Origin of the sequence: Frigoribacterium sp. ACAM 257, assembly GCF_007954365.1 — a bacterium.
Taxonomy (GTDB): domain Bacteria; phylum Actinomycetota; class Actinomycetes; order Actinomycetales; family Microbacteriaceae; genus Frigoribacterium.
The window spans coordinates 160623-172784 of record NZ_VOLO01000002.1 but is presented as its reverse complement, the minus strand read 5'-3'; the positions used below and the strand labels follow the sequence as shown (position 1 = coordinate 172784).

The window sequence follows — 12162 nt, the reverse complement described above, 5'->3', positions numbered from 1 at the left end:
GTGCTCGAGCTGGCGGAACAGACCGCGCGTGCGGGGAGGGGCGACAGTCGGTGTGATCGCGGCAGGCATGCCTCGATCTTCGTACGTGCGTCCGGCTGCCGATACGGGCGGATGCTTGTGGTGTCACAATCGATCCTTGTGACCGGACTCCCTGTTGATCTCGAGACGCTCCGACTGCTGGAGGCGATCTCGAGATCGGGCAGTCTGGGCCGTGCCGCGACATCGGTGGGCATCAGCCAGCAGGCGGCGTCGTCTCGCATCACGGGCGCCGAGCGGCGGCTGGGTCGCACGTTGCTCGTCCGCTCTCGGGCGGGCTCGGCGCTGACCGAGCACGGACTCCTGGTGTGCGAGTGGGGCCGACCTGTGCTCGAGGCGGCGACCACCTTCGAACGATCGCTGCACACCCTGATGGCCGGCGCCTCCGACGCTCTCCTCGTCGCGGCGAGCCAGACGGTGTCAGAGGCGCTGATGCCCCGCTGGATGACAGCGGCAGCGGATCGTGTCCGGGTGCGCCTGGAATCGGGCAACAGCGACTGGGTCGTCGACGAGGTCCGTTCGGGGCGCGCGCACCTCGGGTTCACGGAGACCCCTGATGAGACCGACGGGCTCGCCACGACCGTCCTGGGTGTCGACGAACTGCTCGTCGTCGTCTCGCCGAGGCACGCATGGGCATCGAAGTCCGAACCCGTGACGGCAGCGGATCTCGCATCCACACCGCTCGTGTCTCGGGAGTCGGGCTCGGGCACCCGCCGGACCCTCGAGCTCGCCCTGGGGATCGACCCTGCCCTGATGGCAGAACCCGCTGCGCAGTTGTCGTCGACGGGGGCCATCCGGGCGGCCATCGCCGGCGGTGTGGGTCCGGGAGTCATCAGCTCGTTGCTGGTCGAGGACGACCTCCGTGCCGGGCGCCTCGTCACCGTCCCGGCAGCCGTCGACCTGAGGCGCCCGTTTCGCGCTGTGTGGTCGGCCGGTCTGAGCGCCGGGGCGCAGGATCTCCTGGCCGTGATCGCCGCGTTGCAGCACAGCCCCGACTCGGCGCCGAGATGATCAGAGGAGCGAAGCGTGCCGTAGGGCCGTGACGGCCCGCAGGTGCTTCTCGCCGGCGCGGGTGGCGTTCGCCGGCGACAGATGGGGTGCTGCGAGCACGGGCACGACCCTGGCACGCGGTTCCAGGGTGAAGTACCTCATCACGCCCGTCAGGGCCGGAGTGCCGAAGGTCACGATCGCCCGCAGCTGCGGCAGAGAATCGAGCAGCTGAGCGAGGGCGGGGCGTGCGTCGTCGAGATCGGTGACGGTCGGCGCCCGGCCCAGGGCCCACGGGACGATGTTCCATCGCAGGTAGACGTTCCTGCCCAGACCCGACTCGATTCGTGCTCGCTTGAACGCAGACGCCGTCGGCCCCGGGTTGTCCTCACTGCTGATCGCGTCCTCGCCCTGCTTGATCGTGGCAGGACCGGGTGATTCCATCAGCACGAGGACTTTCGCCGCTGCTCCTCCACCTGATGGGTCGAAGCCCGGCACGAAGCGCGCACGGTCTGGTCCGGAGCTCCGCCATTCCGACACGAGCTGATCGAGGCCCCTCGGCTGCTGCATCCCTAGACGCTACGACGTCGAGGACCATTTCCGCCCACGCTCACCGACGACGCGGAACGACCAAGACGGCGTCCGCTCCGAGTGCACTCGCCCCACAGCAAGTGATCCAGTGGGCGATCCTCTATCGGGCACCGTCCACGAGTGCGTTCAAGCGATCAACCAGTTGCGCCATTCGGGGCGGTCCGAGTCGAAGGACGAGCGACTCCGAGAACCAGCGCATCCACACCGCCTCGACATCAAGGATCGTGACGGCATCGGCCCTGAGGAGAATGCGAACCAGGTCGACCGCCTCCATCTCGCACTCATCTGACGGAGCACCGTCCGGCTGACCAGGCTCGAGACCATACGGATCGACATCGCTGAGAACAGCCAAGACACCAGCGAGGGTCTTCCCGTAGGTCGCTGTCCCCGCTCTCATGCCCCTCATGATGCCTGGGGCTGCCTCAACCGGTGACCGATTGCTAGGCGGACGTTTTCAGCACGGGTCACATCCTCACCAGCAGGACTGCGGGAGCGACGTCGACCACGAGGCCGGCGACCGGTATCGCTGCCACCCCAGGTGGCGACCAAAATTCCGCTGCTTGTGGCTCCCCGAGCCATCCCGGGACTGCATTACCAAGACCGAGATTCTGGTGACCGTCTTGGGGCACGCTGGCCTGCGACGAGGACGGCTACTTGATTACCGCGAGGAGGTCTTCCATCGTGTCGATCTGGTCAGTCTGAGAGGAGACGATCGCTGTCGCCAGCTGGACCGCGTCCGGGTTCTGCCCACCCTCGATCTCGGTCTGCGCCATCTCGACAGCCCCCTCGTGGTGTGTCGTCATCTGTTCCAGGAACAGCCGCGCCGCGTCGGTTCCGTCAGCATTCTCGAGGGCGTCCATGTCGGAGTCGCTCATCATGCCGTCCATGGAGTGATCCATGGACGCCTCAGTGTCCTGCCCCCAAGCCTTGAGCCATGTCGTGAGCTGATCAATCTCCGGGGCCTGCTCGGCCTTGATCGTCTCGGCAAGGGTGATCACGTCCCCGTCGATACCGTCTTTCGCGAGGAGCATGTCGCTCATCTCGACGGCCTGGGTGTGGTGCGGGAGCATCATCTGGGCGAACATGACGTCTTGATCGTTGAAGGCAGCAGCCTGGGACGACGACGCGGACGACGTGTCGCCTGCGGACGACGACGCCTCGGCGCACCCCGCGAGGGCGAGGGCAGCAATGGTCGCAGTTGCGCTGATGAAGATGGTGGCGGTGCGGTTCATGGTCGTTCTTCCAGGATCAGAATCGAAAAAAAGATACCCCCCGGAGGTATCGTGCCGCGTACGGCTGATGAGAGCCTCTGAGCCGGCACCGGTGGTATCGGTGTAACGGTGAACGCGTCGAGGTTGCCGAGCGCAGCGCGCAGATGCGCCTCGGCCTGGTCGGCGGTCTGGGACGCCGTCAGGAGGTCTTCGGCGTCGACCTCGATGGTTGCGGAGCCGGTGAGACGGTGCCCGATCCACCGGAGATAAAGATCGTGGACGCCCCGCACGCCCAGGGCGTGTTCCAGGGCGTGTTCGGCTCGCTTGTGGAGGTCGGGGTCGATGCCGTCCATCAGCCGTCGGCCGATGGATTTCACCGTCCCCCAGGGCAGGACCATGATCGAGGCTGCGATGAGCAGGCCGATGATGGGGTCCGCGAGCGGGAACCCGGCGAGGACCCCGATGGCGCCCAGCACGACAGACAGGGACGTGAAGCCGTCCAGGCGGGCGTGGACCCCGTCAGCGACGAGGGCTGCCGATCCGATCCGTCGCCCGACGCGGATGCGGTAGATCGCGACGAGTTCGTTGTCTGCAAAGCCGATGAGCCCAGCGGCGACCAGCAGCCAGGGATTCGCGATCGGCCTGGGGTCGATGAGGCGGTTGATCGATTCCCAGCCCGCGACGGCTGCCGACGAGTGCAAGGCGCCTGGACCGGCCGGGGGCCGCCGGCATCCGTCTCGACGATCGCCCCGCGTCGAGAGGCGCACCCCGAGGAGTTGCATAGCACGCATGGACACCCTTCCCCTCTGGCTGTTAGCCGCCATCTTCGTCGCCGGCGCCGCCGTCATCTGGGTCGCCGGCATCCAGCTGTCGAAAAACGACCGACGTCCTCGACTCCCGACTCCACCTCGGTAGCGCGCTCGGCGGACTCATCGTCCTCGCGGTGGCGACCAACCTGCCCGAGATCGCCATCACGGTCAGCGCCGCCCTCTCGGGCTCGCTCGAGGTGGCCGCGGGCAACATCCTCGGCGGCATCGCCCTTCAGACGGTCGTCCTCGTCGTCCTGGACGCCCTCGGGAAACGCGGCAAGGGTGTCCACCCCCTCACCTATCGCGCGGCCTCCCTAGGGCTGCTGCTCGAGGCACTGGTCGTGGTGGCGGTCCTCGCCGTCGTCATCGCCGGAACCCAGCTGCCGTCCTCGCTCACAGTGGCGCGCCTGACGCCGGACGTCGTCCTCATCGCCGTCATCTGGCTCGTGGGCCTGTTCCTCGTCCGGCGTGCCGGCAAGGGCCTGCCGTGGCACGAGGCCGGAGCGGCACCTGACACGTCGACGCCGCGACCGCGCGGACACCGGACGCGCTCGAACCCATCGCCGACGACCATGAGCACGAAGAAGGCCGCGGTCGTCTTCGGCCTGTCGGCCCTCGCCACGCTCGTCGCCGGCGTCGTGCTCGAACGCGCGGGCGACGCGGCCGCGTCGCAGATCGGCTTGTCGGGTGTGCTGTTCGGCGCGACAGTCCTGGCCCTGGCGACGAGCCTGCCCGAGATCTCGACCGGGTTGCAGGCCGTCAAGCAGGGCGACGACAACCTGGCCATGAGCGATATCTTCGGCGGCAACGCCTTCCTGCCCGTGCTCTTCCTCGTCGCCACGGTCATCTCCGGGCAGGCGATCCTGCCCCAGTCGAACACCAGCGACGTCTACCTGACCGCCCTCGCCGCGCTCCTCACGCTCGTCTACGCCGTCGGCCTGCTCTTTCGGCCGCGACGACGCATCGCGGGCATGGGCGTGGACTCGTTCGTCGTGCTCGTGCTCTACGCGGTCGGCATCGGTGGCCTCGTCGCCATCACGCTCGGCTGACAGGACCAGCCCGGCGACACTGGCGACCGTCAAGCCCAATGAGCCGTGGAAGTTGACCAAGGCGCCCATGCTGCTGTAGCCGCGGGCGTCCTTGTACTCGACCTGGCCGACGTCTGAGATCGCCGTAATCCGGTCCCGGGGGATGTTTCGAGACCAGATCACGTCGTGAACATGGATAGTCACGTCGTCCAGCAGGGCGTGACGCCGCAGCTGCGAACAGTGGCCCAGAGTGATGATGTGTGACAGCGGTGCCCTCGGTGCAGGGTTGCCACTCGCGTCTGCCACCCGTTTCGCCGGGAGTGAGGACGGCTGCCTGCGACCGCCAATCTTTTTCGGCCACGGATGAACTTCTGGATGAGCTGCATCGTGTTCGTAGTAAGCGGGCTACCTGGGCCGGCGTACCAGCAGGAGGAATCATGCACAAGCGAATGACCATCACCCTCACGACGGCCGTTTTGGCGGCGGCCGCTCTCTCCGGGTGCACCACATCTGCCGAATCATCCACGACGACCGACTCCACCGAGCCGGCCCCCGCCGAGACCACCGCGGCAGCGGCAGTCCTCGGCACCGCAACGTCTCCCCTGGGCGAGATCATCACCGACGACGCCGGGTACACGATCTACACGTTCAAGATGGACGAGCAGGACTCGGGCACCAGCAACTGCTACGACGAATGCGCCACGACCTGGCCGGCAGTTGAAGCCTCCGACACGTCCTCCCCAGAAGGCATCACGGGCGAGATCGGTTCCCTCACCCGCACGGACGGGACAACCCAGCTGACCGTCGACGGCTGGCCGGTGTACCGGTTCGCGAAGGACACCGAACCTGGACAGGTCAACGGACAGGGCGTGAAGGATGCCTGGTACGTCCTCCAGCCGGACGGCACGATCAACATGGAAGCAGCCACTGAGGGCGCAGCGACCCCAGCCTCCTGATCGCGCGCGTGCCTGCCGGACAGAACTCTCCGGGTTGCAGGCCCTCGCAGCTCCACAACCCCACCCGAGCAAAGGAGCCACAAGGCAGTGCTCATCGACATCAAGGCAGAGACAGTGGGTGCGAATACGTCGACTGCTTCCGCTCAGACGGTGAACCCATGTCCTGGCCTGGTCGATGGCATGAGGTTCGATCACTGGTGCGCATCGGCGTTCCTCGGTGCGCTCGATACAGGCACGACAAGAGGCGGTCCTGGATCAGGCACTAGCCGGACTTCACTGGCGCGAGGCGGTGAAGGTCATGGCCCGAGCCAGTGACGAGCTTTTGTCGACATTGTTCGAGTGCCACGGCGGGGCGCTTCGCCGTTACACACACAGCCTCACTCGGAACGCGGCGCTGACCGAGGACATCGTTCAAGAGACGATGCTGAGAGCATGGCAGCGTCCTAAGGTGCTGGAGCTCGACAAGGATGCGGCTCAAGCGTGGCTGTTCACGGTCGCTCGGCGCCTCGTCATCGACGACGCACGATCTGCCCGGAGTCGACGAGAAGTGGCAGCCCTTGGCGAGGTAGAAGGCACTGCTCTCGATCGCACTGATGCCGTCCTGGACAGCATCATCGTTGCGGACGCGCTGGCGTCGCTCTCCGACCACCACCGTCAGATCGTCATCGATGCGTACTTCGCTGGTCAGAGCATTCCTGAAATTTCGAGACGGCTTGGCATCCCAGAAGGAACCGCGAAATCGCGGCTCCACTATGGGTTACGCGGGCTGAGGCTAGCCCTCCAAGAAAGGGGCGTCACACGATGACTGAGCATCCCGATCTTCAAGCTAACGAGGACCGTTACCAAGACTGGGACGCGTCCTACGTCCTCGGAGCGCTCCCCACCGATGAACGTCGCGAATACGAGCAGCACCTCAGTACCTGCGCCAACTGCCGTGAAGCGGTGACGGAACTTGCGGGTCTCCCAGGCATCCTGAGCCGAATCTCGCCGGAAGAGGCCCTTGCCATCCATTCACCTCTGGGTATGGATGAAACTCAGGCGCCATCAGAAACGTTGTCGCTGATGGCCCACCGCTTCCGCAAGAGTCAACGCCGCCGCCGAGGAGTCATGGCTCTCGCAGTTGCCGCTGCTGTTGCTGCCGCCGTCTTCGGGGGGCTCGCCGTGGGCGCAAGAAACGACGTCGGCCCAGCGACGGCCCAAATGACGTTCCAGCCCATGGACCCCGGAACTGACTCCACCACCCTTACTGCCGGTCTGCAGATCGAGGAGAAATCTTGGGGCACGAGGCTCGATTGGAACTGCGACTACGGCGCGGATGCGCCAGACAACTCCCGATACGAGCTCCTGGTCACACAAACGGACAACACCACGCTTACCGTCGCGACGTGGGACGCAGCTGGCTCGCGTGCCGCAGATCTGTCTGCGTCGACGGCTATTCCCAGCCTGAAGATCACGAGTGTAGAAATCCGCTTGCAGGGATCCACGGTCGCGTTGGCTCGGCTAGACACCTGAGCACCTCCGAACGAGACGCCCGTTAGACGGTCGGTCACCGGACGCTCGTTGGCTGCGACCACTCCCTCTTAGTTGCGGGGCCCAGATCGTCTCGATAAATCGGTCCGAAATCGCTCTCGGTGGCGGATCGGCTATCGAGACGCAAACGCGGTGACTCGTTTCTCGACGTCAGTATGGTTCGCCACATGACCACTCATCAGCCCACTGTCGTTTTCGTCTGTCAGAAGAACGCGGGCAAGTCGCAAATGGCCGCAGCTCTGATGCGCGACCTCGCTGGCGACGAGGTCACCGTGCGCTCTGCCGGCACCAAGCCCGGGGCTGCCCTCAACGCCCAATCAGTCCAGTCTCTTCAAGAGCTGGGCATCGACGTTGGCGACGAGCACCCGAAGGCCCTCACCGCAGACATGATCGCCACGGCTGACGTCCTCGTGACTCTCGGTACCGAGGCGAAAGTTGAAGGGATCCCGACAGTCCGGTTCGAGACGTGGATCACAGACGAACCTTCCGAGCGGGGCATCGAAGGCATGGAGCGGATGCGCCTTGTCCGAGACGACATTCGCTCTCGAGTCGCAGACCTACGCAACCGTCTCTGAATCGCTCCGCACGAGACGTGGGACGAGGCGGACGAAGATCACCATGCCAACGAGCTCGATGAGCGTCTGGGTGACGACGACGACCGGAGCAAGCGACAGCGACGCCGGGAGGGCGAGTGCGAGCGGCAAGACCACGAGCGAGTTCCTGGTCGCACCGCTGAACACCAGGGCCCGTGTTGCTGGCACGTCGAGCCGGAAGATGCGTCCGACGCCGATGCCGAGCGCTGCCATGACGACGAGGAACGCGGCATAGATCGGCACCAGCACGAGGAGCTGCCCCAGGGCGTCTCCGACGTCTCCGGCTTGTGAGGCCACGACGGTGAACAGGGTTGCCATCATCAGCGGCACCATAGGCCCAGCATCGTCCGCTCGATCACGACACCGGACCGGTGTCGCCGGGCGAGGGCCTGCACGAGCGCGGCCGCGGTGAGCGGGACGACGATTAGGAGGAGGAACGCCCGTGCGAAGGGGCCGACCTCGACCACGGCGACGCCCTCGGGGCCGATGAACAGCAGCAGGTACAGCGGCAGGAGAAGGATCTGCGCCAGCATCAGAACCGGTGCCGCAGCGAGGAGCCGTTCTGACGCGCCGCCGGCAAGACCGGCGAACACGATCACGTAGTCGATGCACGGGGTCAACAGCACCAGCAGCACCCCGAACAGCAGCGCCGGCTCGTCCGCGACGAACCGGGACAGCCCGTACGCGACGAGGGGGACGACGACGAAGTTCAGCACCCCGACCGCGGCGAGGAACCGCCCGTCTCGGAGAGACCTCCTGATCGCGGCGAACGGCACCCCGAGAAACGTCGCGAACAGCAGCATCGCGAGCACGGGCTCGATCGCGGCCTCTAGGTGGTGTGCCCCCGGCACGGTGAGGCCGACCACGCCGGCAGCCAGGATAGCGACCAGGTAAAGACCGATCTGCCGGTGTTCGCGCCAGGAAACGACCGCGTTCACGGCAGGACAGGTGTGGGGGAAGAGGGCACGTCAGTGACCGTAGAGGTTCGAGCCGCTCGAAGGTCAAGCGGCACCGGCGGCTCTAGGGTCGCGGTGTGCGAATCTCCGAAGTCAGTAAACGCAGCGGTGTCTCCGCCACGGCGCTCCGGTACTACGAGTCCATCGGGCTCTTGACCCCGGCCAGGGCCCACAACGGGTACCGCGACTACAGCCCGGACCTGCTCAGCCGCCTCGACCTGATTGAAGCCAGCAAAGAACTCGGATTGCCTCTTGATCAGATCGGCGCGCACCTCAGCACCATGGAGTCGACGTCCTGCACCGATGTCCGGGAGGCGCTGCGGCCGCTCTTGGCAGAGCAGGTGCGTCAGATCGAGAAGAAGCAGGCCCGGCTCGACCGGCTCCGGTCACGCCTCGCTCGTGCCGAACACGGCCTAGCCGCGTGCCCTGACCGGTCAGAGCGGTGCTCGACCGAGTGCGTGTTCCGAACGTTCCCCTGATCCGCCGAGCCTCGTCCACGAATCGATGGATCAGGGCGCCGCTCGCTGGATTGCGCGGTAGACCGTCGAACGCGCAACACCGAAGAGTTCGGCGATCTCGCTGGTTGTGTGGGCGCCGGTGCGGTGCAGCTGCACGAGGTGCTTCTCCTGTGAGGGGGTGAGCTTGGGCTTGCGACCGCGAAGCTTGCCAGCGGCCTTGGCGATCGCCATCCCCTCCCGCGTGCGGGCACGGATCAGGTCGGCCTCGAACTCAGCCACCATTCCGAGGACGTTGAATAGCAGGCGGCCCACTGGGTCGGTGGGGTCGTAGACCGCTCCCCCGAGGTTCAGGGCGACGCCCTTCTTCGTGAGCTCGTCGGAGATGTCGGTCGCGTCACGCAGCGAGCGGGCAAGACGGTCGAGCTTCGTCACCACCAGGACGTCGCCGGCACGGCACGCAGCGAGGGCCTCGCGCAGGCCCGGCCGGGCTCGAGTAGTGCCCGACAAGCCGTGGTCAACATGGACGTGTTGATCGTCAACACCAAGCGCTGCAAGACCGTCACGTTGTGCTGCGAGATCTTGTCCTGACGTCGAGACGCGGGCGTATCCGATGAGCATCCGACGACTGTAGCGTTCATCCCCCCGTCACCGGGCATTTTTGCGGGACAGGCATACGCGAATCCGCAGGCCAGGCGCCACTTGATGCCAGTCGGATAAAACGGGCCCAAGCAGGTGTCCCGATGAACGACCGTCTAACGGGCAGCGCGTTACCTTTTCCCGGCGCCCAGTTTGATTTGAAAGCTGTTTCGAACATCCGTTCCCGGCGGGCCGATCTGAGCCGTGGCCCTTCCTTCCGGAATCGATCCGTGTCATCGAACCGTCACACGGGTAGGGCTGAAGCAACACGCATGCGGCAGGTCGAACAGCACAGTCCCTGCCGTTCGCAGGAGTGCGCAATCTCACACCACGACGGCGAAGGAACCATCGAATGTCGAATGAAGACTCCCAAAACCACAAGGACGCAGGGCAGCAGCACGCAGCTGGCCCAGGGCGTCAGTACCTCCGATTCGGCGCCATGATCCTCACCGCCATGGTCGTCATGTACTGGACGATGTTCCTCGGCTCTTGGGAATGGGCGCATGTCCGTTTCAGCGAGAGTCGCGTGTTTATGGCCCTCACGATGGGAGGCACCATGGGCCTCGTGATGCTCGCCTGGATGCTGAACATGTACAAGAACACCAAGGCGAACATCGCCGTCGTCGCGACCAGCGTCGTCTTGATCGGAGGAGGCGTCGCCCTCGACCGGAGCCAGATCCTTGTAGGCGACACGGGATGGATGAGCGCGATGATCCCCCACCACTCCCTGGCGATCACACGCTCGGAACGTGCTCAGATCGAAGACGTTCGCGTGTGTGAACTCGCAGTCGACATCAGTGAGGCGCAGCGTCGGGAGATCCGGGAAATGGATTGGCTCATCGAGGACATCGAACGCAACGGCATCGCCGCGACCGCCGAGGAAGCACAGGCACGTCCCGCACCGACCTACGACGACACCGCTGACCGACAGTGCCCAACGGATTGAATTGCCCAGCAGTCAGGATCGATGTAGCCGAGGTCGCGGCTGGTCATCGAGTCACAGCAGGGGGAAGGCAGGGAGGCCGACGGCCGCGACGATGACCAGCGCACCAAGTACTACGGCGGTAGCTGCCTGCAGCCGAACAGCGACAACGGCCGGCCGTGGTGTCTTCGTCCGCTGGAAGGCCGTCGACACCCAGCGGAGCGCGTAGAACAGCGATGCCACCGACACGACCGCAGCGATGACTACTAGCCACGGCATCCCGCCCTGCCAGGTGGCCGTGAAGACCGCTAGTTTTCCTACGAAAACCGCGGTCGGTGGCGTGCCCACGAGACTCAACAAGGCGACTACGACGACACCGGTAATGACTGGATGTTCCCGCGCTGCACCGCGCCAGGAGGGGATCGTCGCCCGGGCCGGGAGGGCGGCGATCGCGGCGAACAGGGCCAGGTTTGTCACGGCGTAGAACACGAGGTATATCAGCAGTGCGGGGCGAGCTGACGGCTCGGCCCCGATCACAGCGACGGGCATCAGCAGGAACCCGACCTGCCCTACGGTGGACCAGCCGAGTAGCCGTGAGGCGCTGCGCTGCCAGAACGCGGCGAGGGTGCCGAGCGTCATACTTGCCGCGGCGAGCACACCGATCAGTAGCGGTGCATTCAGAGTCTCGGGCATGACGCCAACGAGACGCGCCAGTGCGATCAGGGCGCCGAGCTTCGGGACGGTAGTGATAAACGCGGCGATGCCAATGCCGGAACCCTCGGCTGCATCTGGGACCCAGAAGTGTCCGGGGACGGCCCCCGCTTTGAATAGCAGCCCCGCAAGGGCCCCAGTGAACCCGAGCGCGACCGCTGCGGCTGGAACGTGTGGGAGCGCACGCTGCAGCTCGGGGTAGGTGCTGCCACCGGCAACACCGACGAGGACGGTGATGCCAAAGAGCATCACGACGCCGAATACCGCACCCAGTAGGTACGTCTTCATCGTTGCCTCCGCTGCCATCGCAGATCGGGATAGCCCGATCAGCGCGTACAACGGCACTGTCGCCAAGAGGAACCCCGTCGCCACGATAAGGAGATCGTTTGCGCCGGCGAGGACGACAGTCCCGAGTGCGGCCAGGAGCAGTAGCGACGCGGTCTCGCTCTCCCGAGCAGAGCCCTGGGACTCCCGTCGTCCGATGAGCATCACAACGCCGGTCGCCAACGGAACGAGAATCCTGATCGTCATGGTCGCGTCGTCGAGGGCGTAACTGTCACTAAAGACGGTCGGTGATCCTGTGCTCACTGCGGCCGCGACCGCACTGCCGCATGCCGCGGCAATCGCGAACCAGGTCACGAGCGCCTGCCGGCGTCGGGGCAGGAAGCTGCCGCCAAGGAGCGCAACGATCGCGCCGCTCATCAGGACAATCTCCGGCAGAAGGGCGCCGTAGTCCAT

13 protein-coding genes and 1 pseudogene are annotated in these 12162 nt (G+C 65.6%); 8 read left to right on the top strand and 6 right to left on the bottom strand.

Features of this window, described 5'->3' with window-relative positions; translation table 11 throughout:
• Complete coding sequence (locus ES689_RS07160) at positions 1-1047, top strand: LysR family transcriptional regulator (RefSeq protein WP_146902337.1); 1047 nt, start codon at positions 1-3, stop codon at positions 1045-1047.
• Here the strand turns inward: ES689_RS07160 and ES689_RS07155 are convergent, their stop codons facing one another.
• The 3 genes from ES689_RS07155 to ES689_RS07145 form a co-directional block, all read right to left on the bottom strand.
• Positions 1048-1467 (bottom strand): uracil-DNA glycosylase, encoded by a 420-nt coding sequence (locus tag ES689_RS07155; RefSeq protein ID WP_191330275.1) that lies wholly within the window; start codon positions 1465-1467, stop codon positions 1048-1050.
• Positions 1468-2264: 797 nt separating this feature from the next.
• On the bottom strand, positions 2265-2846 hold the full coding sequence (locus ES689_RS07150; protein ID WP_055801328.1) for a DUF305 domain-containing protein: 582 nt from the start codon (positions 2844-2846) through the stop codon (positions 2265-2267).
• Complete coding sequence (locus ES689_RS07145) at positions 2843-3526, bottom strand: cation diffusion facilitator family transporter (protein WP_055801331.1); 684 nt, start codon at positions 3524-3526, stop codon at positions 2843-2845. The genes ES689_RS07150 and ES689_RS07145 overlap by 4 nt, the downstream gene beginning before the upstream one ends.
• 230 nt (positions 3527-3756) lie before the next feature.
• On the opposite strand from ES689_RS07145, the gene ES689_RS07140 reads away from it, so the two are divergent.
• The 5 genes from ES689_RS07140 (at position 3757) to ES689_RS07120 (ending at position 7723) form a co-directional block, all read left to right on the top strand.
• Positions 3757-4683: a sodium:calcium antiporter gene (locus tag ES689_RS07140; protein WP_223269510.1), complete on the top strand. Its 927-nt coding sequence runs from the start codon at positions 3757-3759 to the stop codon at positions 4681-4683.
• Positions 4684-5099: 416 nt separating this feature from the next.
• Positions 5100-5618, top strand: coding sequence for a hypothetical protein (locus ES689_RS07135; RefSeq protein WP_055801339.1), 519 nt, complete (start codon positions 5100-5102; stop codon positions 5616-5618).
• Positions 5619-5916: 298 nt separating this feature from the next.
• Positions 5917-6423, top strand: coding sequence for a sigma-70 family RNA polymerase sigma factor (locus ES689_RS07130; RefSeq protein WP_055801561.1), 507 nt, complete (start codon positions 5917-5919; stop codon positions 6421-6423).
• Entirely contained in the window at positions 6420-7130 is a 711-nt protein-coding gene (locus tag ES689_RS07125) for a zf-HC2 domain-containing protein (RefSeq protein ID WP_146902331.1), read from the top strand. The genes ES689_RS07130 and ES689_RS07125 overlap by 4 nt, the downstream gene beginning before the upstream one ends.
• Positions 7131-7315: 185 nt before the next feature.
• Positions 7316-7723, top strand: coding sequence for a low molecular weight phosphatase family protein (locus ES689_RS07120; protein WP_055801565.1), 408 nt, complete (start codon positions 7316-7318; stop codon positions 7721-7723).
• Here the strand turns inward: ES689_RS07120 and ES689_RS07115 are convergent.
• Positions 7706-8679, bottom strand: a pseudogene (locus ES689_RS07115) (arsenic resistance protein). The gene ES689_RS07120 and the pseudogene ES689_RS07115 sit on opposite strands and share 18 nt — an antisense overlap.
• Before the next feature lie 95 nt (positions 8680-8774).
• Between ES689_RS07115 and ES689_RS07110 the strand changes: the two are divergent.
• Positions 8775-9176 carry a MerR family transcriptional regulator gene (locus ES689_RS07110; RefSeq protein WP_055801348.1) on the top strand — a complete coding sequence of 134 codons (402 nt, stop codon included), beginning with the start codon at positions 8775-8777 and terminating at the stop codon, positions 9174-9176.
• Positions 9177-9206: 30 nt separating this feature from the next.
• On the opposite strand, the gene ES689_RS07105 is transcribed toward ES689_RS07110, so the two are convergent.
• Positions 9207-9773: a recombinase family protein gene (locus ES689_RS07105; RefSeq protein WP_055976327.1), complete on the bottom strand. Its 567-nt coding sequence runs from the start codon at positions 9771-9773 to the stop codon at positions 9207-9209.
• 457 nt (positions 9774-10230) lie between these two features.
• On the opposite strand from ES689_RS07105, the gene ES689_RS07100 reads away from it, so the two are divergent.
• Positions 10231-10737, top strand: coding sequence for a DUF305 domain-containing protein (locus tag ES689_RS07100; protein WP_223269465.1), 507 nt, complete (start codon positions 10231-10233; stop codon positions 10735-10737).
• 51 nt (positions 10738-10788) lie between these two features.
• Here the strand turns inward: ES689_RS07100 and ES689_RS07095 are convergent, their stop codons facing one another.
• Positions 10789-12162 carry an NADH-quinone oxidoreductase subunit N gene (locus ES689_RS07095; RefSeq protein ID WP_123519970.1) on the bottom strand — a complete coding sequence of 458 codons (1374 nt, stop codon included), beginning with the start codon at positions 12160-12162 and terminating at the stop codon, positions 10789-10791.

Excerpts from the sequence above, each read along its gene's own strand:
- ES689_RS07105 (WP_055976327.1), bottom strand. The coding sequence starts at position 9,773 with ATGCTCATCGGATACGCCCGCGTCTCGACGTCAGGACAAGATCTCGCA.
- ES689_RS07100 (WP_223269465.1), top strand. The coding sequence starts at position 10,231 with ATGATCCTCACCGCCATGGTCGTCATGTACTGGACGATGTTCCTCGGC.
- ES689_RS07120 (WP_055801565.1), top strand. The coding sequence starts at position 7,316 with ATGACCACTCATCAGCCCACTGTCGTTTTCGTCTGTCAGAAGAACGCG.
- ES689_RS07135 (WP_055801339.1), top strand. The coding sequence starts at position 5,100 with ATGCACAAGCGAATGACCATCACCCTCACGACGGCCGTTTTGGCGGCG.
- ES689_RS07155 (WP_191330275.1), bottom strand. The coding sequence starts at position 1,467 with ATGGAATCACCCGGTCCTGCCACGATCAAGCAGGGCGAGGACGCGATC.
- ES689_RS07130 (WP_055801561.1), top strand. The coding sequence starts at position 5,917 with ATGGCCCGAGCCAGTGACGAGCTTTTGTCGACATTGTTCGAGTGCCAC.
- ES689_RS07150 (WP_055801328.1), bottom strand. The coding sequence starts at position 2,846 with ATGAACCGCACCGCCACCATCTTCATCAGCGCAACTGCGACCATTGCT.
- ES689_RS07125 (WP_146902331.1), top strand. The coding sequence starts at position 6,420 with ATGACTGAGCATCCCGATCTTCAAGCTAACGAGGACCGTTACCAAGAC.
- ES689_RS07095 (WP_123519970.1), bottom strand. The coding sequence starts at position 12,162 with ATGGACTACGGCGCCCTTCTGCCGGAGATTGTCCTGATGAGCGGCGCG.